The following is a 19473-nucleotide window of genomic DNA, read 5'->3' as shown; positions in this document are numbered from 1 at the left end:
TGACCGTCTGATCAGGTGAGAACCGGGAGTGGATCGGCGAACGTGGCTTGCGAAGACCCGGCGACCTCGTCGATGGCTGGCGGCGGGGCTGCCGTCTCCACGAGGGTGAAGAAACCGACTTCGTCCAGCAGTGCCGTGGCGCTCTCCCTCATCGCCCGGCTCGCCGCGGCGGCCTGCTCGCCGAGTGCAGCATTCTCCCGTGTCATCGCATCCATGTCGATCACCACCTGGTTCACGGCCGTGATCTCGCTGGCCCGCGCGCGGCCGGCCACCAGCATGGCCGCCATTGCTCCGGCAAGGCGGTCGACGCTGCTGCCGATGCTTCGATCACCCCGCCGGCCCGGGCAACCCGGCCAGGGCCGCTGCGCACGGCTTCGTCGCTCGCCTTGACGAGGCCACGGATATCCCCCGCCGCCTCCGCGCACCGCTGGGCCAGCTGGCGCACCTCGGTAGCCACGGCCCCGAATCCGCGGCCGTGCTCGCCGGCCCGGGCAGCCTCGATGGCCGCATTGAGGGAAAGCAGTCGGGTCTGGAAGGCCACCTGATCGATCATATCCAGCATGTCGCCCATGCTGCGGCTGGTGCGGCCGATGGCTTCCATCGAACCGATGGCTTCGCCGACCGCAAGACGACCATGTCCGGATTGCTCGCGTGCGTCGCTCGCTGCGCGATCGGCGTCCCTGCCCAGACGTGCGCTCTCGGAAAAAGTCGCCGCGATGCTGGCCATGGCACCGGCGGTACGCGCAACTGCATCGCCTGCAATTCCGTGCGCCGACTGAGCGCGTCATTTCCATCGGCAATGCCGGCAGCGTTGCTGTCGAGCATGCAGGCCCGGTCCCGCCCCTGGCCGACTACCGCGGCGAGCCGGCGATCCATGCCGTCGAGGCTCCGCAGCAGGCGGCCGATCTCGTCACCGTGCCCGGGTTCGACCGGCCCACCCAGCGAGCCTTGGGTGATGCGCGTGGCCACCCGCGCCGCAACGGCCAGGCAGCCGGTCAGGGAGCGGATGATGCGCAGGTCCACCCACAGCGTCAGTCCCAACGCGGCAAGCACCAGGAGAATCAGCGCATAGAGCCCGCGCCGGTTCGCCACATGCTGCAGGGCAGCCTGCGAATCGCCGGCAGCGAGCGCCAACGCAAACAGGTTCGAAAAATCGCTCTTGAGCGGACCGAAGGCGTTCTCCACGTCATTCGAGACCTTGAGCCTCGCCATGTCGAACTGCCCGGACTTGAGCAGTGCGACGGTGCCGGCCAGTCGTGCTGCCAGACGTGCGCCGAAAGAGGAAAGGGATGGAAGAGCGAAGCGCAGGGACATGAGGAAGTCAAGGCTGACGAGGTCACCATCATAGCGGCTGCTGCTTTGTTTACTTTAGCCAGTGACGAAATATTTATTTTATATTTCAATCTATTAAATAATATATTTCACGCTCGCCCAACGCGCACGACGACGGATCGAACCCTGTCTCGGCACCGCGGAAAGCATGCCCAGCTTGCAAGACCGTGCTGTTACGAGGCATCCGCGGGCCCCGATGTCATGCCCATCGGTACTCTGCTAAGTTGCTGCCGCCGCCAGTCTCTGCGCAAAGGGAATGCCATGCTACGCCGCCATCTCGCCATCGCACTGGCCCTGGCGGGCAGCCTGCTCGCGCTGCCCGCCGTCGCCGCCGAACAGGACAAGCCGACGCCGACGGCGAAGGAAATCCTGGCCAGATCCACAGCGGCCGAATGGCGCACGCCGGATCCGCAGGACCTGCTGTTCATGCAGCTGTCGACCGGGCGCGTGGTGATCGAGCTGGCGCCGGACTTCACCCCGCTGCACGCGGCGAACATCCGTACCCTGGTGCGCAACCACTACTTCGACGGGCTGGCGATCATCCGCGTGCAGGACAACTTCGTCACCCAGTGGGGCGACCCGAACGACGACGACAACGGCGACAAGAGCAAGCTCCGTTCGCTGGGCAACGCCAGCAGGACGCTGCCGCCGGAGTTCACCCGCCCGATCGACGCGAAGCTGCCGTGGACGCCGCTGCCGGACGGCGACGTGTACGCGCCCGAAGTCGGCTTCAGCGAAGGCTTCCCGGTGGCGCGCGACCCGGCCAGCGGGCAGCAATGGCTGGCGCACTGCTACGGCATGGTCGGCGTAGCGCGCGACGTGGCCCCGGAAACCGGCAGCGGCAGCTCGCTGTATGCGGTGATCGGCCAGGCGCCGCGCCGGCTGGACCGCAACCTCGCCGTCGCCGGCCGCGTGCTGGAAGGCATGCCGCTGCTGTCCGGCCTGCCGCGCGGCGCGGAACCGATGGGCTTCTACACGAAGCCGGCGCAACGCGTCACCATCGAGTCGGTACGGCTGGCCGCCGACATTCCGGCGAAGGATCGCCCGGCGATCGAGGTGCTGCGCACCGGCAGCGCCAGCTTCGCCGCGCTGGTCGAGGCGAAGCGCAACGGCCGCAATGCGTTCTATGCCCGGCCGGCCGGCAAGGTCGACCTGTGCAGCATCGACGTACCGGTGCGCGAGGCGCAACCGGCGCATTGACGCCGCCACGCCGCTGCAAACATTTTGTTCACCCGCGTCGGTTACCGTGCACCTCCAGCCGAGCGCGGAAACCACTGCATGCCCTTGCACGACACCCTGACTTTCCTGCGCGCCTGGCTGCGCGACCCGCGCGGCATCGGCGCGGTGACGCCGTCCGGCGCCGCGCTGGCACGGCTGATGACCAGCCGCGTCGGCGCGCTGGATGGCCCGGTGATCGAACTGGGGCCGGGCACCGGCGCGCTGACCCGTGCCCTGCTCGCGCGTGGCGTGCCGCTGCACCGGCTGGCCCTGGTCGAGGCCGACCCGCACCTCGCCGACACGCTGGGCCGGCGCTACCCGGAAGCGACCATCCTGCACATGGACGCGGCCCGGCTCGGCGACACCGAACCGTTGTTCGGCGACGAACGCGCCTGCGCCGTGGTCAGCGGCCTGCCGCTGCTGTCGATGCCGTCGGGCCAGGTCGCCGCGATCATGCGTGGCGTATTCGAACGCCAGCTGCGCAGCGGCGGCATGTTCTACCAGTTCACCTACGGCCCGCGCTGCCCGCTGTCACCGGCCCTGCTCGCGCGGCTGGGCCTGCAGGCCCACCGCGTCGGCAGCGCACTGCTCAACCTGCCGCCCGCGGCGGTGTACTGCATCAGCCGGCGGACCGAGAGTCAGGTCGCGGCCTGATCCAGCGCAGGCTTCGCCCGACGACCGCGCGTGAACGGGGTCTGAAAGCAGCCGGCCATCACCACATAACCTTTGCATCTCTGCGGCTATCAATGGGCGCGGTGCCTCGACGCGTCCGCCCGACGCGCGGGCCAACCGCCGCGGGAGTCACGGATGCAACGCAGCCGAAAAGTACTCAGCTGGATCGCGGGCACGCTGCTGGTGCTGCTCGCGGTGCTGCTGGTCGCCGTCGCAACGTTCGACTGGAACCGCATGAAGCCGTTCATCGGCGACAAGGTCAGCCAGGCGATCGGGCGACCGTTCGCGATCAACGGCGCGCTGACCGTGGACTGGCGGCGCGACCCCCTCGCCGGCTGGCCCCGTTCGTGGCTGCCGTGGCCCGAGTTCACCGCGCGCGACATCCGCATCGCCAACCCGGGCTGGGCCGTGCAGCCGCAGTTCGCCCACCTCGACGCACTGCGCTTCCGGCTGTCGTTGCCGGCGTTGCTGGCGCACCGCATCGAGGTGCCCACGTTGCAACTGGTGCGCCCCAGGGTCGACCTGGAGCGCGACAAGTCGGGCCGCGCCAGCTGGGATTTCGCGCTGCCGCAAAGCACCGCGCCCTCCGCCTGGAAACTGCAGCTGGGCACGATCGGCTTCGACCAGGGGCTGATCACGCTCGACGATGCCGCCAGCCGGGTGAAGCTGCAGCTGGTGGTGGAGCCGCTGCAGCAAGCCATTCCCTACGAGCAGATCGTGGCGCAGCAATCCAGCGATGCACGCGAGCAGGCCGGCAAGACGGCCGGCGCGGCCGCGACCAGGGTCATGGCCGGCGGTGAGGCCACGCCGGAACGGGTCGGCCAGGCGACCGCGTCGACCGTCTACCAGTTCGGCTGGACCGCCGAAGGCAGCTACCAGGGCAGCCCGCTCAAGGGCAAGGGCCGCACTGGCGCGGTGCTGGCGCTGCAGGACAAGAGCATGCCGTTCCCGCTGCAGGCCGACCTGCGCATCGGCGACAGCCACATCGCGCTGGTCGGCACGCTGACCGATCCGCTGCACCTGGGCGCGCTCGACGTGCGCCTGTGGTTCTCCGGCTCCAGCATGGCCAGGCTCTACCCGATCACCGGCATCACCCTGCCCGACACGCCGCCCTACGCCACCGAGGGCCACCTCAAGGCCGAGTTGCACCGCCACGGCAGCCGCTACAGCTACCAGGGCTTCCGCGGCCGCGTCGGCGGCAGCGACCTCGCCGGCAACCTGCTGTTCGTCACCGGCGGTGCGCGGCCGAAGCTGAGCGGCGACCTGCACTCCAAACTGCTGCAGCTCGCCGACCTGGCCCCGCTGATCGGCGCCGACTCCCGCGCCGGCAAGGAACGGCGCGGCGACGCCACGCCGCAGCCGGCCGACAAGCTGCTGCCGGTGGAACCGTTCCGCACCGACCGCTGGCAGGCAATGGACGCGGACGTGACTTTCACCGGCGCACGCATCGTGCGCGGTGCGGCGCTGCCGATCGACTCGCTCAGCACCCACCTGGTCATGAACAACGGCGCGCTGTATCTCGACCCGCTGAGCTTCAGCCTGGCCGGCGGCACGGTGCGCAGCAACCTCACCCTCGACGGCAGCCGCAGGCCGATGCGCGGCGTGCTGAAACTCGATGCGCGCCACCTCAAGCTCAAGCAGCTGTTCCCGACCTTCGGGCCGATGCGCACCAGCTTCGGCGAGATCAACGGCGATGCCGCGCTCGATGCACAGGGCAACTCGGTCGCCGCCCTGCTCGGCAGCGCGAACGGCGAACTGAAGCTGCTGATGAACGACGGCGCGATCAGCAAGACCCTGCTGGAAACCGCCGGCCTCAACGTGGCCAACATCGTCATCGGCAAGCTGTTCGGCGACCGCACGGTGCCGATCAACTGCGCCGCTGCCGACATGAGTGCGACCCACGGCCTGTTCGACATGCGCCTGTTCGTGTTCGACACCGGCGACGCGGTGGTCAACGTGACCGGTACGGTGAACTTTGCCGACGAGAAACTCGACCTCGACGTAAAGCCGCACACCAAGGGGTTCCGGGTGTTCTCGCTGCGCTCGCCGCTGTACGTCCGCGGCACGCTGAAGAATCCGGATGTCGGCGTGCATGCCGGCCCGCTGCTGGCGCGCGGCGCCGGCGCCGTCGCGCTGGGCGTCGTCGCCGCCCCGGCCGCCGCCCTGCTCGCCCTGGTCGCGCCCAGCCACGGCGGCGACGGCGACAACACCTGCCGCACCGTGCTGCAGCAGCTGCGCAGCTCCGGCACCATGGCGCCACCAGCCAAGCCCCGCCCACACCGCTAGGATCCCGCTGGCGGTACGGTGGGGTGACACCGATTTGCCTTGGTGATGGCTGCGGCGGTGCCCAGCGCTAGAATGCCGGCTCCTTTCACCGCGCGATGTCCCCATGCAACCCGTCAACCAGGCCCGCCTGCAGATCCATTTCTGCGTGTTGCTATGGGGCTTCACCGCGATCCTCGGCAAGCTGATCACCCTGCCGGCACTGCCGCTGGTGTGGTGGCGCATGCTGCTGGTGGTGGTGGCGCTGCTGCTGATGCCGCGGGTCTGGCGCGGCTTGCGCGCGATGCCGGCGCGGCTGGTCTGGGCCTATGCCGGCATCGGCGTGCTGGTGTCGCTGCACTGGCTCACCTTCTACGCCGCGATCAAGCTGTCCAACGCCTCGGTCGGCGCCACCTGCATCGCGCTGGGGCCGGTGTTCCTGGCCTTCATCGAACCGTGGATCGCGAAACGCCGCTTCGATCCGCGCGAACTGCTGATCGGCGTGGCGGTGGTGCCGGGCGTGGTGATGGTGGTGGGCGGCGTGCCGCACGACATGCGCCTGGGCATCGCGGTGGGCGTGCTGTCGGCGCTGTTCGTGGCGTTCTTCGGCTCGCTCAACAAGCGCCTGGTCGAGCATGGCGACCCGCTCACGGTGACCTTCATCGAGCTGGGCACCGGCGCCGTGTTCCTCACCCTGCTGGCGCCGCTCATCCCGCACGCCGGCCCGGCGTTCATGCTGCCGGGCGCGCATGACGCGCTGCTGCTGCTGGCGCTGGCGTTCGGCTGCACCCTGCTTCCGTTCACGCTGGCACTGGTGGCGCTGCGCCACATGAGCGCGTTCGGCACGCAGATGGTGACCAACCTGGAGCCGGTCTATGCGATCGTGCTGGCGACCGTGCTGCTGGGCGAGCAGCATGAGCTGGACCGCTGGTTCTACGCCGGCGTGGCGGTGATCCTGCTGGCGGTGTTCATGCATCCGCTGCTGCATCGCCGGCAGCGCCCGGCCACGCAGCCCGAACTGCTCGGCACCACCGAGATCCACGGCGTGGTGGATTGAGCGCACCGCGCCGGCCACCCGTCCGCATGGGTGGCCGGCGCCGTTAAGCGTGAACGTCCGCGTCCGCCAGCGGCGACGCCATCACCTTGTCGATCCGGCGCCCGTCCGTATCGACGATCTCGAAGCGCCAGCCCTGGTGGTCGAAGTGCTCGCCCGCCTTCGGAAGATGCTGGAACCTGGACAGCGCGAAACCGGCCATGGTGTGGTAGCCGTCTTCCGCGGTCTGGTTGCGCAGGCCGAGCCGGTCGAAGACATCCAGCACCGAGGTGGAACCGTCAATCAGGAAGCTGCCGTCCTCGCGCTGGACGATCTCCGGCGCCTCGCCCTCCACCTCGGGCAGGTGGCCGGTGATGGCTGCCAGCAAGTCGGTCTGGGTGACGATGCCCTCCAGGCCGCCGTACTCGTTGAGCACCATGGCCACCCGCACCGGCGTGGCCCGGAAGCGTTCCATCACCTTGAAGATCGAGATGCCCTCGTGGACCACCAGCGGCTCGCGGATCACCGCCAGGGGATCGATCGGCCGGCCGTCGAGCACCTGGTGCAGCAGGTCGTGTTTCATGACCATGCCCAACGGCTCCTCGATGCCGCCTCGGCCGACCAGCAACTGGTCGTGGCGGGAGGCGCGCACGGTGGCGAGGATCTCGTCGAGGCTGTCGTCGGCATCGATCCAGTCGATATCCGGGCGCGGCGTCATGATGTCGCCGATGCGGCGGTCGCCGATGTTGAAGACGCGCTCGACCAGTTCCTGCTGGGTCCGTTGCAGCAGCCCTGCCTCCTGGCTGGCGGAGACCAGCAACTTCAGCTCCTCGGCGGAATGCAGCGATTCCTCGCCCGCGCCGGACCGCAGGCCGAACAGGCGCAGGACAAGGTTGCCCAGACCGTTGAGCACCACGATTGCGGGCCGGAGTACGAACAGGAACACCTGCAGCGGACGCACGATCCACAGCGCGGTGCTTTCGCTGCGCTGCAATGCCAGGCTCTTGGGCGCCAGCTCGCCGAGCACGATATGCAAGGCGGTGATGAGCGAGAAGGCGATCGCGATGGCCACCGCATGCGAGCCGGCGGCGGCGAACGAGCCGGCCCACGCCGCCAGCAGCGGTTCGATCAGGTGGGACAGCGCCGGCTCGCCGATCCAGCCCAGCGCCAGCGAGGACAGGGTGATGCCGAGCTGGGTCGCGGCCAGGCTGGCGTCGAGGTTGTCGACCGCGCGCTGCAACGCCCTGGCGTTCAGGCGTCCGTTGGCGACCAGCTCGGCCACCCGGCTGCGCCGCACGGCCACCAGGGAAAACTCCGAGGCCACGAAGAACCCGTTGGCCGCCACCAGCAGCAGTACCTCAAATACGCCCGCCAAGTCGGACACTGTCGTCGTCTCCATCAAATTGGGAAGCCGTCGCCCGAATGGACGGCTGAGCCAGTCGCGGATGTCCTGCAGCACCCGCTTGCGCGGGGTGAAGTCCGACCGGTTGCCGGTCGGCACCACGCTGCGGCCGCACAGGCTGCGGTCGATTATGCCATCCACGCCCGGCTGCACCGGGAAGCCCGACGCGACGCATGCTTGCCGGTGTCCCTCGCGCGATGAGGGACAGTGCGGTCGCGCCGGCCGCATTCCATGGAAGCAGGCGTCCGCGGAACGGTGCGTGCGCAAGCGCAGAACAATGCGCACGGCATCGCCGTTACCATCACGCGCGTCGCCGGGGCCGGCGGGCAAGCACGCCCATCCGCACCACCCGGACCTCCGCCACCGCATCGCCACTCCCGCAGGATTCCGCCATGATCGACACGCAGCAGCACTGGGAAACGGTTTACCGCAACAAGGCGCCGGACGCGGTCAGCTGGTACCGCCCGCACCTGGGCACCTCGCTGGCGCTGATCGAGCGCGCCACGCCCGACCGCGCCGCCGCGGTGCTCGACGTGGGCGGCGGCGCGTCGACCCTGGTCGACGACCTGATCGCGCGCGGCTACCGCAACCTCAGCGTGCTCGACATTTCGGCGGCGGCGCTGCAACTCGCCCGCGAGCGCCTGGGCGCGGCAGCGGACGCGGTGACCTGGCTGGCGATCGACCTGCTCGACGCGCCGCTGGCGCCAGCGCGCTACGACCTGTGGCACGACCGCGCCGTGTTCCATTTCCTGACCGACGCAGGGCAACGGGCGCGGTACGTGCAACAACTCATCCATGCGCTGAAGCCGGGCGGCCACGCGCTGCTGGCCACGTTCGGCCCGCAGGGCCCACTGAAGTGCAGCGGGCTGGACACGGTCCGCTACGATGCCGCGGGGCTGGCCGGCGAGCTCGGCGTGGGCTTCACGCTGCTCGACAGCACGCTGGAATCCCACGCCACTCCGTTCGGCACCACCCAGCAGTTCCTCTACGCCCTGTTCCGGCGCGAGCCCGGCGCCGCAGCGCCCTGACGGCGCCGCGGCCTCACTGGCCACAACAGGATTTCTGCTGCTGCACGGGCGGGCACGGCACACTGCCCCAGGAGCAGAACACGCAGCAGTTGCCTGGCTTGGACCGCAGCAGTTCGCCGCAGCCGGGGCAGTCGTAGAAGAACTGGCAGGCGTCGGTCGGCATGGTCTCGGCGACCTGGTGGCCGCAATGCGGACAGGTCAGCGTGCTGCGCAGGATCGGTTCGGTCGTCATGGGGTCTTTACACTGCTCCGGTTGCACCCACTCGATCGGTGTCATGGCCGGCCCGGCGCAATCGATGCAGCTCCAGCAGGCGGAACGCCGCGGGAATGACCAGCATCGACAGCAGCGGCGCGGTGAGCATGCCGCCGATCATCGGCGCCGCGATGCGTTGCATCACCTCAGAACCGGCGCCGTGGCCGAGCAGGATCGGGAACAGGCCGGCGAGGATCACCGCGACGGTCATCGCCTTCGGCCTCACGCGCTGCACCGCGCCCTCGCGGATCGCCTCGTCCAGTTCGGCCGGCCCCGAGCGCGGATCGATGGTGAGCTGGCGGTCCCACGCGTGGCGCAGGTACAGCAGCATCACCACGCCGAACTCGGCGGCGACGCCGGCCAGCGCGATGAAGCCGACCATCGTCGCCACCGACACCGCATGGCCGAGCAGCCAGATCAGCCACAGCCCGCCGACCAGCGCCAGCGGCACGCTGGCCATGATCAGCGCCGCCTCGCCCACCCGGCGGAACACCGCGTAGATCAGCACGAAGACGATCAGCAGCACGACCGGCACCACCAGGGTCAGCCGTTGCATCGCCTGCGCCAGGTATTCGAACTGGCCCGACCATGCCACCGTGACGCCCGGCGGCAGGCGCACCTTGCGCGCTACCGCGCGCTGCAGGTCCGCCACCACCGCGCCGAGATCGCGGCCAGCGGTGTCGACATACACATAGGCCGCCAGCTGGCCGTTCTCGCTTTTCAGCATAGGCGGCCCGGCGGCCACCTCGATCTCGGCCACCTGCCCCAGCGTCAGCTGCGCGCCGTTCGCCGCGACGATCGGCAGTTGTTCAAGCGCGGCCAGCGAATCGCGCGCCGCGCGCGGATAGCGCAGCACGATCGGATAGCGCTCGCGCCCGGCGACGACCTCGCCGATCGGCTCGCCGCCGACCACCGTGGCGACCAGTTGCTGCAGCTGCTGCTGGGTCAGCCCGTAGCGCGCGGCCTCGGCGCGGCGGATGCGCACGTCCACGTAGCGCCCCGCGGCGGCGCGCTCGGCGACCGCCGAACCCACGCCCGGCACGGTACGCGCCACCGCCTCGATCGCATCGGCCACCGTCTGCAGGCGGCCGACATCGTTGCCAAGCACCTTGATGCCGATCGGGCTCTTGATGCCGGTGGCCAGCATGTCGATGCGGTTGCGCAGCGGCGGCACGAACAGGTTGGTCAACCCCGGCACCTGCACCGCCTTGTCCAGCTCCGCCTTGATCTTCGCCATCGTCATGCCCGGTCGCCATTGGTCCTTCGGCTTGAAGGTGATGGTGGTCTCGAACATCTCCATCGGCGCCGGATCGGTGGCCGTGTCGGCGCGGCCGGCCTTGCCGAACACGTGCTCGACCTCGGGCACGCTCTTGATCATGCGGTCGGTGAGCTGCAGCAGCTGTGCCGCCTTGCCCGCGGACAATCCGGGTAACGCGGTGGGCATGTACAGCAGCGTGCCTTCGTCCATCGCCGGCATGAACTCGCTGCCGAGCCGGCCGAGCGGCAGCAGCGCGCTGAGCAGCAGCAGGCCAGCCAGCACCAGGGTCGCCTTCGGGTAGCGCAGCACCGCCTCCAGGACCGGCCGGTACAGCGCGACCAGGCCGCGATTGAGCGGGTTGGCGTGCTCCGGCCGGATGCGCCCGCGGATCAGGTAGCCCATCAGCACCGGCACCAGGGTCACCGCCAGCCCGGCCGCCGCCGCCATCGCGTAGGTCTTGGTGAACGCCAGCGGCTTGAACAGCTTGCCCTCCTGCCCCTGCAGCGCGAACACCGGGATGAACGACAGCGCGATGATCAGCAGGCTGACGAACAGCGCCGGCCCCACCTCCGCCGCCGCCTCGACCACCAGCGCCCAGCGCGCCGCGCCCTGCGGTTCCCCGCCGTCGTGCGCGTCGCGCCAGTGCTCCAGGTGCTTGTGCGCGTTCTCGATCATCACCACCGCCGCATCGACCATCGCGCCGATCGCAATGGCGATGCCGCCGAGCGACATCAGGTTCGCCGTCACGCCCTGCAGGTGCAGCGCGATGAACGCGGCCAGCACGCCCAGCGGCAGGCTGACCACCGCCACCAGCGCCGAGCGCAGGTGGCCCAGGAACAGCACGCAGACCAGCGCGACCACCAGGAACTCTTCCAGCAGCTTGCCCCACAGGTTGTCCACCGCCGCGTCGATGAGTTGCGAGCGGTCGTAGGTCGGCACGATCTCGACGCCGGCCGGCAGGCTGCGCTTGAGTTCGGTGAGCTTCGCCTTGACCGCCTCGATCGCGGCCTTCGCGTTCTTGCCCGAGCGCAGCACGACGACGCCGCCGGCCACCTCGCCCTGGCCGTCCAGCTCGGCGATGCCGCGCCGGAAGCTCGGCCCGCGCCGCACCGTGGCGACTTGGCCTAGAAGCACCGGCACGCCGTTCGCGCTGGTGCCGACCGGCACGTTCTCGAAGTCCTCGCGGCTATGCAGATAGCCTTCGCTGCGCACCATCAACTCCGCCTCGCCCTGCTCGATCACCGAGCCGCCGCTGGCGCCGTTGGCCGCACGCACCGCGTCCGCCAATTGCGCCACGGTGATGCCGCGCGCGGCCAGCGCCGGCGGGTCCGGCACGATCTGCCAGGCGCGCTCCATGCCGCCGAGGCTGGCCACTTCGGCCACGTCCGGCACGGTCTTCAGCTGGTAGCGCAGGAACCAGTCCTGCAGCGCGCGCAGTTCGCCGAGGTCGTGCCGGCCGCTGCGGTCGACCAGCGCGTACTCGTAGATCCAGCCCAGGCCGGTGGCGTCGGGGCCGAGCGACGGGTTGACTCCGGCCGGCAGCCGGTCGCGCACCTGGCTCAGGTACTCCAGCACGCGCGAACGGGCCCAGTACAGGTCGGTGCTGTCGTCGAACAGCACGTAGACATAGGAGTCGCCGAAGAACGAGTACGCGCGCACCGTGCGGGCGCCGGGCACCGACAGCATGGTGGTGGCCAGCGGATAGGTGACCTGGTCCTCGACCACCTGCGGCGATTGCCCGGCCCAGCTGGTGCGGATGATGACCTGGGTGTCGGACAGGTCCGGCAAGGCGTCCAGCGGCGTGCGCACCAGCGAGAACACGCCGGCCGCGGCCAGCGCCAGCGCGGCCAGCAGCACGAACACGCGGTTGGCGACGGCGGCGCGGATCAGGGCGGCGATCATGGATGGCCTCCGCTCGGCATCGCGTGGCCCGCATGCGAGCCATGCGAGGTTGCCGGATGAGGGGCACTGGCGGCAGCGGCAGGAACCTCTCCGTGTTCGCCAAGGCGTTCCAGCGCACCGGACAGGCTGGCCTCCGAGTCGATCAGGAACTGGCCGGAGACGACGACCTTCTCGCCGCCGTGCAGGCCATCCAGGATTTCCGTGTAGCCGCCGGCCGAACGTCCAGTGCGCACGGCGAGCGGGCGGAAACGACCATCCGCTTCCGCCACGATCACCCGCGCCTGGGCGCCGGTCGCGATCAGTGCGTCGCTCGGCACCACTGGCACCGCCTCGCCTTCGGCCGGCTGCAGTTGCACGGTGGCGAACATGCCCGGACTCAGCCGGCCGTCCGGGTTGGCCAGCACGATGCGTGCGCGCTGGGTGCGCGTGGTGTTGTCGACATCCGGCAGCAACGTCTCCACGCTGCCGTGGAACTCCTGCCCGGGAAGCGCATCGACCGTGACGGTGACCGGCGTGCCGTCGCGCACCGTGCCGGCGACCGCCTGCGGCAGGGCCGCCTCGACCCATACCGTGGCCAGCCCGTTCAAGGTCATCAGCGTCTGTCCGGCGCCGACCCGCTGCCCTTCGCGCACCTCCAGCGTGGTGACCACGCCCGCTTGCGGCGCATGCAGGGTGATCGCCGCGCCCGCGCCGCGATGTGCCGCGCGGATCTCCTGGGAAGTCAGGCCGAGCAGCTGCAGGCGCTCGCGCGCGGCGCCGCGCAGGGCCTTCGCATCGGCCGACTGCGCGTTCTGCAGCGCGCCGTACTCGGCCAGCGCGCTGCTCCACTGCGGCGCCAGCAGGTCGGCCAGCGGCTCGCCCGCCGCCACCTTGGTGTACGGCGCGCGCACGTGCAGCTTGCTGACCACTGCATCGACGCGGGCGCTGACCGTGACCGCCTCGCGCGGATTCCACGCCAGCGTGCCGGGCACGCGCAGCACGCCCGACAGCACACGGCGCTCGACCGGCGCGGTGCGCAGGCCCAGATTCTGCACGGTGGCCGGATCGATCCGCACCACGTCGCCGGGCGTGCCGCCGGCGTCGGCATACCTGGGCACCATCTGCATGCCCATCGGTGACAGCCCCGGTTTGTCGAAATGCTGCTCCGGCACCATCGGGTCGTACCAGTACAGCACCTTGCCGGCACTGTCCGGTACGGTCGACGACGCGTGCGCCGGCACCGACGTCGCCATCTGACGGCGACCGCCGAAGTAGCCGAGGGTGAGCAAGGCAGCAGCCACGACGATGGCAGCAAGAATGAGCAAGGAGCGCTTCATGGGGTCACCTCGGAAGGCAGCAGATAGGCGAGCGAGGCCCACAGCCGCGCGTGGACGGCCAGCGCGTCGGCATAGCCAAGGCGCAGTTCGATCTCTGCACGGCGGGCGTCCAGCCACGGTTGCAGCGGACCGCCGCCGCGGTAAGCGGCCAGCGCGGTGCGCGTGCGGTCGCGCGCCAGCGGCAGCAGGGTCTGCCGGTAGCGCTCGATCTGCCGGCCCCAGCCTTGCCAGCCGGCCAGCGCCCGCGTCACCGCCTCGCGCTGGGCACGGCGCGCGTCCTCGTGGTCGGCCTGCACGGCATCCCATTGCGCCTGCCGGGCACTGATGCCACGGTCCTGCCGGTTGCGTGTGAACAGCGGCAGGCTGACGCCCACCTCCAGCATCACCATGTCCGACAGGCCCGGCGCGCGCCGGCCGTAACTGGCGCTCACGCTCCAGTCCGGGTGCCTGGCCGCGCGCGCCTGCTCGAGCGCCGCCTGCGCCACCCGTTCGCGCGCGGCCCACGCCTGCAGCGGCGCCTGCTGGTCGATGGCGGACAGCAGGCGATCGGCCGCCACCGGCAGCCGGCTGAAGTCCTGCGCCATGGCGAGCGCACCGGGCGGAGCCCCGAGCCAGCGCTGCAGGCCCGCCTGCGCGGCCAGCCGATCGGCCTCGACCGCCTCCAGCCGATTGTCCAGCGTGGCCATCTCGGCCTGCGCCGCCAACGCATCGACCGCGCTGCCCTCGCCGCCGCGCAGGCGCGCCTGCGCGATCCGCACGGCCAGCGCCGCCTCGTCGTGCAGGTCGAGCAGCAAGGTTCGCTGCTGCTCCACCGCCCACACCCCGATCCAGGCGTCGGCGATACGCTCGCGCACATCCTGCTCGGCGGCCACGCGATCGGCCTGCGCCGCATCGATCCGGGCACTGCCCAGTGCGTGTTCCGCACGCCGCGCCGCGCGCGACGGAATCGCCTGCGCCACGCCGACCGTGCGCTCCGTCATCCCGTCCGAGCGCAGGCTGAAAGCGCCCGGACTGGTGACGGGAAGATTGGCAAGTCCGAACGTCAGGGTGGGGTCCGGCAATCGCCCAGCCCGTACGGATTCCTCGCGTGCTGCCACCGTATCGGCGACGCGCGCCTCGAGCTGCGGCGCTTGCGCCACGCCCTGGCGGACCGCCGCTTCCAGCGTCAGCGGCGGTTCGGCGGCTTGTGCCGCCGCGGCCACCGCTCCCCACAGGAGCGTGACCAGGCCCGTCGCCAGCAGGCGTCGGACGAAATACATGGACAACATGGATGGACACTCCTCGATCTGGAATCTGCGCCGTGCCAGAACGGGCACGATGACGCCACGTCGGTGGATACCGCGACGTGTCAGATCAGATCAGGAGCGAGCAGAACAACAATCGGGGGATCAGTGGCGGCGCACGCAGCTGATCCCGTCGCAGCAAGGCGCGATGCGACGGTAACGCCACCGTGGCCACAGACGGCGACTCCGGCGGCAACGTGGCCAGCGTGCTGGCCGGCACCGAAGCGCTGCGCGCATCGACCTGGGTGGCGTGGTCGGGCTGGCAGTGCTGCCGGCACAGCGGATCGGTCGGCACCTTCATGTCCGCGCAACCGTCGCCCATCGCTGCCATCGACGAGGCATGCACCGCCACGGCCGCCGCCACTGCACCGGGTGACGCCGGCGCGGCGACACAGGCATACGCAGCCACCGCCACCTGCTGCCAAAGCAGCAGAAGGGTCACCAGCCACGCAAGGCGGCGACGGGTGAGCGGACGGAGGCGGAAGGCGCGTTTCATCTCACGGGCACTGTAGCATCAGGGGCGGCGGCGTCATTGATGCGGATCAAGCAGGCCGCGCGGCGTCGCTCACGCTCCCCGGCCGTGCGTCGCATATACCCTGGTCGAGCCGTCGTGGCCGATCAGCACCACGTCGTAACGTTCGGGCGTGCCCATCTCCATACCCGGGGAACCCATCGGCATGCCAGGCGCCGCGAGGCCGATCGCATCGGGTCGCTCGGCGAGCAGGCGGCGGATGTCCGCTACCGGCACATGGCCTTCGATCACATAGCCGTCGATCACGGCGGCATGGCAGGACATCGCGCCAGCCGGCACGCCGAAACGCGCCTTCACCGCCGTCATCGGCTGGTCCTGATGCACGGTGACGGCGTAGCCCTGCGCACGCATGTAGCTGACCCACGCGCCGCAGCAGCCGCAGGATGGATCGCGATATACGTCGAACGCATTCGCCGCCAGCGCCGCCGGCGCGAACAGCGCGGCGAACAGCAGGGCGACGCCCCGGCGGCCAAGCCATCGTTTCACCGCCGTGCTCCTGCTGCGGATGGTTGCCGCCGGCATCATGGCTGATGCTCCGCCGCATCGTGGTGGTGGCCGGCGTCGCCGGGCATGTCCATCTCCATGTCCTCGTCCGGTGGCGCCTTTGCCACGATGTCCTTGTATTGCGCCGGCGACAGATCCGGCAGCTTCTGCAGGAACGCCACCATGCTCCAGATGGTGGCGTCGTCGTGGCTGGCGCCCCACGCCGGCATCGCGCTCATCTTGATGCCGTGCTTGATCACCCAGAACGCCTCGCGCGGGTCGGGGCGGAACTTCGACAGTTGCGGCGGCTTCGGGTACAGACCCGGGCGCATTTCGTTCTCGGCCATGCCCGGCGCCAGGTGGCAGCCGGTGCACATCGCCGCGTACTGGCCGGCGCCCTTGAGGATTAGCTGCGGGTCGTCGAGCTTCGGCACCACGATGCCCTGCGCGTGATGCTCGATCGAGCGCTCGCGCAGCACCTGCATCAGCGCATAGACGGGCTTCGTGTGATGGGCGTCGGCGCCGATGTCGTAGACGCCAGACCCGACGAAGACGCCGATGCCGGCGATGGCGACGACGCAAAGAACCACGAGGGTGATGATGAATCGCTTCATGGGATTTCCTCAGAACCAGATGCGCAGGCCGGCGACCCATTGCTGGTCGAAGACTGCTTGATGATCGGCGCGGGCGAAATCGGCCGTGGCACCGCAGCGGCGTGTCCAGACTACGCCGATGTACGGCGCGAATTCACGCCGGATCTCATAGCGCAGGCGCAGCCCCAGCTTCGCATCCGAGACGCCGCTGCCGATGCCACGCGCCGGGTCGGATTTGCCGTACAGGTTGACCTCCAGTTCCGGCTGCAGGATCAGACGCTGGGTGAACAGCAGCTCGTAGTCGGCACGCAGCCGGGCCGCGGTGCGTCCGGAAGTTCCAGCGTAGGCGGTTGCCTCGACCTCGAACCAGTATGGCGCCAGGCCCTGCACGCCGAACGCGGCCCAGTCGCGCCGCGGGCCGGCGCCGAAATCGTGGCGCACGCCCAGCTGCGTGCCCCAGAACGTGGCGACGGCATGGTTCCAGAGCGCCTCGATCTCGCCGTCCTCGAGCCGGCCGCCGCTGCGCTCGCCCTCGCTGCGCAGCCACAGCTTGTCCGCGTCGTTGCCGTACCAGCCTTCGGCTTCCCACGCCTGGCCGTTGCCGTCGCGGCCGTGGAACGCTTCCAGCTGATCGATCAGCAGCATGCCCAGCGCGCCGCTGTCGTGCATGCCGGTGCCATGCATGGAGACGTGGCCCAGCCCATCGGAGTAATCCGGGCTGCGTGCATCGGATGGCGGGCTGCCGCCCTGCATCGGCGCCATCGTCATGCCCGCCATCGAAGCCTGGCCCGGCATGGCGTGGGGGTCCATGCCGGACATCGTTCCGTGATGCATCGGGTGCGAATCTTCCGGAGCCGGGCTCGGTTTCGCCGCAGACTTCCTTGGCGTCACGGCGATGCCGGCCGGCGCCGGTGACGTGGCCGCAGGCGCCGGCATGGTCATGCCGCCATAATCCATGCCGGGCATGGCGTCCGGAACGCTCTGTGCCGCCGCCGTCAGCGAAACCGCCGACAGGCAGGCGGCGAGCAAGGCCAGGCGGGTGGCGACGATGCGATGGAGCGCGTTCATGACACCACCACCTCGCGGAACATGCCCGCCTCCATGTGGAAAAGCATGTGGCAGTGGTAGGCCCATCGCCCCGGATTGTCGGCGGATACCGCGTAGGTGATGCGCTGCGCCGGCTGCAGGTTGATGGTGTGCTTGCGCACCTGGAACTGCCCGTCGGAATTCTCCAGCTCGCTCCACATGCCGTGCAGGTGGATCGGGTGGTTCATCATGGTGTCGTTGACCAGCACGATGCGTACGCGCTCGCCGGTATTGAGATGCACCGGCTTGGCGTCGGAAAACTTCACGCCGTCGAACGACCACATGAAGCGCTCCATGTTGCCGGTCAGGTGCAATTCGATCTCGCGGCCGGGTTCGCGCGCGTCGATCGGGCCGCCGATGGTGTGCAGGTCGGCGTAGGTCAGCACGCGGCGGCCGTTCTCGCGCAGCCCGGTGCCCGGGTCGTCCAGGTTGGTCCGCGGCATGTCCACGCGCATGTCGGTGCCCGGGCCGTACTCGGTACGGGCGTGATGCACCGCCGGCGCGTCGCCGACGGGCTTGTTGCCCATATCCATGCCGGCCATGCCGCCGTGATCCATACCGGGCATCGATGGCATCGAACCATGGTCGCTGCCGTGATCCATGCCGCCCATCGTCATCGCGCCCATCATGTCGCGCATGGCCAGCTGCCGGCGCGGGTCCATCGCAGGAATGTCGGCCCGCATGCCCTGGCGCGGCGCCAGTGTGCCGCAGGCGTAGCCGCTGCGATCGATCGACTGTGCGAACAGCGTGTAGGCGCGCTCGTCCTGCGGTTCGACGATCACGTCGTAGACTTCAGCGATCGAGATGCGGAACTCGTCGACCACGACCGGCTCGACATCCTGGCCGTCGGCGGCGATCACGGTCATTTTCAGGCCGGGGATGCGCACGTCGAAGATGCTCATGGCCGAGCCGTTGATGAAGCGCAGGCGGATCTTCTCGCCGGGACGGAACACGCCGGTCCAGTTGCCGGCCGGCGCCGTGCCGTTCATCAGGTAGGTATAGGTATAGCCCGAGACATCGGCGAGGTCGGCCGGGCTCATCCGCATCTCGTTCCACATCTTGCGCTGCGCCAGGGCCTGACGCAGGCCCTTTTCGCCGACGTCGCGGAAGAAGTCCGGAACCGTGGGCTGCGCGAAATTGTAGTAGTTGCTTTGCTTCTTCAGCTTCGCATAGATATGCGCGGGGTTTTCGTCGGTCCAGTCGTTCAGCATCACCACGTAGTCGCGATCGACCGGATGCCGCTCGGGGCCGGCCGGCTCGATCACCAGCGGGCCGTACACGCCGGTCTGTTCCTGGTAACCGGAGTGCGAGTGGTACCAGTACGTGCCCGACTGGCGCACGTCGAACCGGTAGACGAAGGTTTCGCCGGGCGCGATGCCGTCGAAACTGAGGCCGGGCACCCCGTCCATCCCGGTCGGCAGGATGATGCCGTGCCAGTGGATCGAGGTGGTCGTGCGCAGCCGGTTGGTCACGCGCAGGGCCACCGTGCTGCCCTCCCTCCAGCGCAGCAGCGGGCCGGGAATGCCGCCGTTGACGGTGGTCGCCAGCCGCGTCTTGCCGGTGTAGTTGACCGGTGTCTCGACGATGTCCAGCGCAAAGTCGGTGCCGCCGAGTGCAGTGGGTTGTCCCGGGCTGGCCAGCGCCCAGGCGTTCGCCGGCCGCAACAGGCCAAGGCCCGCTGCCGCCCCACCCAGGGCCAGGCCCTGCACGAAACGTCGCCGCGACAGGTCGGTCGCGGGCAACGGAGGAAATGGATGCACGTTTGTCTCCTTCTGGGAGCATCGGTGTTCGATGCCGACACGGACCGTCGTTCACGCACG

At 69.7% G+C, this 19473-nt stretch carries 18 protein-coding genes; 5 read left to right on the top strand and 13 right to left on the bottom strand.

The window, feature by feature from the left end:
* Positions 1–11: 11 nt before the first annotated feature.
* The 3 genes from AC1Q5A_RS12775 to AC1Q5A_RS12765 are packed head-to-tail and all read right to left on the bottom strand — an operon-like array spanning position 12 to position 1314.
* Positions 12–278, bottom strand: a complete 267-nt coding sequence (locus AC1Q5A_RS12775) for a hypothetical protein (protein WP_492701142.1) — start codon at positions 276–278, stop codon at positions 12–14.
* A complete protein-coding gene (locus tag AC1Q5A_RS12770; RefSeq protein WP_492701340.1) occupies positions 233–610 on the bottom strand; it encodes a methyl-accepting chemotaxis protein in 378 nt (125 codons plus the stop codon). Before AC1Q5A_RS12770 ends, AC1Q5A_RS12775 begins: the two co-directional genes overlap by 46 nt.
* Positions 550–1314, bottom strand: a complete 765-nt coding sequence (locus AC1Q5A_RS12765) for a hypothetical protein (RefSeq protein ID WP_492701348.1) — start codon at positions 1312–1314, stop codon at positions 550–552. Before AC1Q5A_RS12765 ends, AC1Q5A_RS12770 begins: the two co-directional genes overlap by 61 nt.
* A gap of 279 nt (positions 1315–1593) precedes the next feature.
* Here AC1Q5A_RS12765 and AC1Q5A_RS12760 point away from each other — a divergent pair, with 279 nt between their 5' ends.
* The 4 genes from AC1Q5A_RS12760 to AC1Q5A_RS12745 all read left to right on the top strand — a co-directional run bounded on the left by AC1Q5A_RS12760 (position 1594) and on the right by AC1Q5A_RS12745 (position 6541).
* Complete coding sequence (locus AC1Q5A_RS12760; protein ID WP_492701140.1) at positions 1594–2532, top strand: peptidylprolyl isomerase; 939 nt, start codon at positions 1594–1596, stop codon at positions 2530–2532.
* 78 nt (positions 2533–2610) lie between these two features.
* Positions 2611–3204, top strand: a complete 594-nt coding sequence (locus AC1Q5A_RS12755) for a class I SAM-dependent methyltransferase (protein ID WP_492701138.1) — start codon at positions 2611–2613, stop codon at positions 3202–3204.
* A gap of 153 nt (positions 3205–3357) precedes the next feature.
* Positions 3358–5508, top strand: coding sequence for an AsmA family protein (locus AC1Q5A_RS12750; RefSeq protein ID WP_492701136.1), 2151 nt, complete (start codon positions 3358–3360; stop codon positions 5506–5508).
* A gap of 103 nt (positions 5509–5611) precedes the next feature.
* The gene (locus AC1Q5A_RS12745) at positions 5612–6541 is read left to right on the top strand and encodes a DMT family transporter (protein WP_492701134.1); all 930 of its coding nucleotides are present in this window, start codon (positions 5612–5614) and stop codon (positions 6539–6541) included.
* Between the two features lie 43 nt (positions 6542–6584).
* Here AC1Q5A_RS12745 and AC1Q5A_RS12740 read toward each other — a convergent pair whose 3' ends face one another.
* Complete coding sequence (locus tag AC1Q5A_RS12740; protein WP_492701132.1) at positions 6585–8060, bottom strand: hemolysin family protein; 1476 nt, start codon at positions 8058–8060, stop codon at positions 6585–6587.
* Between the two features lie 251 nt (positions 8061–8311).
* Here AC1Q5A_RS12740 and AC1Q5A_RS12735 point away from each other — a divergent pair, with 251 nt between their 5' ends.
* Positions 8312–8947, top strand: coding sequence for a class I SAM-dependent methyltransferase (locus AC1Q5A_RS12735; protein ID WP_492701130.1), 636 nt, complete (start codon positions 8312–8314; stop codon positions 8945–8947).
* Positions 8948–8960: 13 nt separating this feature from the next.
* Here AC1Q5A_RS12735 and AC1Q5A_RS12730 read toward each other — a convergent pair whose 3' ends face one another.
* The 9 genes from AC1Q5A_RS12730 to AC1Q5A_RS12690 all read right to left on the bottom strand — a co-directional run bounded on the left by AC1Q5A_RS12730 (position 8961) and on the right by AC1Q5A_RS12690 (position 19413).
* On the bottom strand, positions 8961–9179 hold the full coding sequence (locus AC1Q5A_RS12730) for a GDCCVxC domain-containing (seleno)protein (protein ID WP_492701128.1): 219 nt from the start codon (positions 9177–9179) through the stop codon (positions 8961–8963).
* 7 nt (positions 9180–9186) lie between these two features.
* Positions 9187–12360, bottom strand: a complete 3174-nt coding sequence (locus AC1Q5A_RS12725; protein WP_492701127.1) for an efflux RND transporter permease subunit — start codon at positions 12358–12360, stop codon at positions 9187–9189.
* The gene (locus AC1Q5A_RS12720; RefSeq protein WP_492701125.1) at positions 12357–13676 is read right to left on the bottom strand and encodes an efflux RND transporter periplasmic adaptor subunit; all 1320 of its coding nucleotides are present in this window, start codon (positions 13674–13676) and stop codon (positions 12357–12359) included. The genes AC1Q5A_RS12725 and AC1Q5A_RS12720 overlap by 4 nt, the downstream gene beginning before the upstream one ends.
* The gene (locus AC1Q5A_RS12715; RefSeq protein WP_492701123.1) at positions 13673–14944 is read right to left on the bottom strand and encodes a TolC family protein; all 1272 of its coding nucleotides are present in this window, start codon (positions 14942–14944) and stop codon (positions 13673–13675) included. The genes AC1Q5A_RS12720 and AC1Q5A_RS12715 overlap by 4 nt, the downstream gene beginning before the upstream one ends.
* An 85-nt stretch (positions 14945–15029) precedes the next feature.
* Complete coding sequence (locus AC1Q5A_RS12710) at positions 15030–15455, bottom strand: hypothetical protein (protein ID WP_492701121.1); 426 nt, start codon at positions 15453–15455, stop codon at positions 15030–15032.
* A gap of 69 nt (positions 15456–15524) precedes the next feature.
* Positions 15525–15977 (bottom strand): DUF411 domain-containing protein, encoded by a 453-nt coding sequence (locus AC1Q5A_RS12705; RefSeq protein ID WP_492701119.1) that lies wholly within the window; start codon positions 15975–15977, stop codon positions 15525–15527.
* Between the two features lie 35 nt (positions 15978–16012).
* Positions 16013–16588 (bottom strand): c-type cytochrome, encoded by a 576-nt coding sequence (locus AC1Q5A_RS12700; protein WP_492701117.1) that lies wholly within the window; start codon positions 16586–16588, stop codon positions 16013–16015.
* Between the two features lie 9 nt (positions 16589–16597).
* On the bottom strand, positions 16598–17635 hold the full coding sequence (locus AC1Q5A_RS12695) for a copper resistance protein B (protein WP_492701115.1): 1038 nt from the start codon (positions 17633–17635) through the stop codon (positions 16598–16600).
* The gene (locus AC1Q5A_RS12690; RefSeq protein ID WP_492701113.1) at positions 17632–19413 is read right to left on the bottom strand and encodes a copper resistance system multicopper oxidase; all 1782 of its coding nucleotides are present in this window, start codon (positions 19411–19413) and stop codon (positions 17632–17634) included. Before AC1Q5A_RS12690 ends, AC1Q5A_RS12695 begins: the two co-directional genes overlap by 4 nt.
* Positions 19414–19473: the final 60 nt, after the last annotated feature.

It is taken from the genome of Rhodanobacter sp. GW835-FHT13D09, assembly GCF_058793995.1.
The sequence above is the reverse complement of the archived record's forward strand: the minus strand, read 5'-3'. Positions and strand labels throughout refer to the sequence as shown.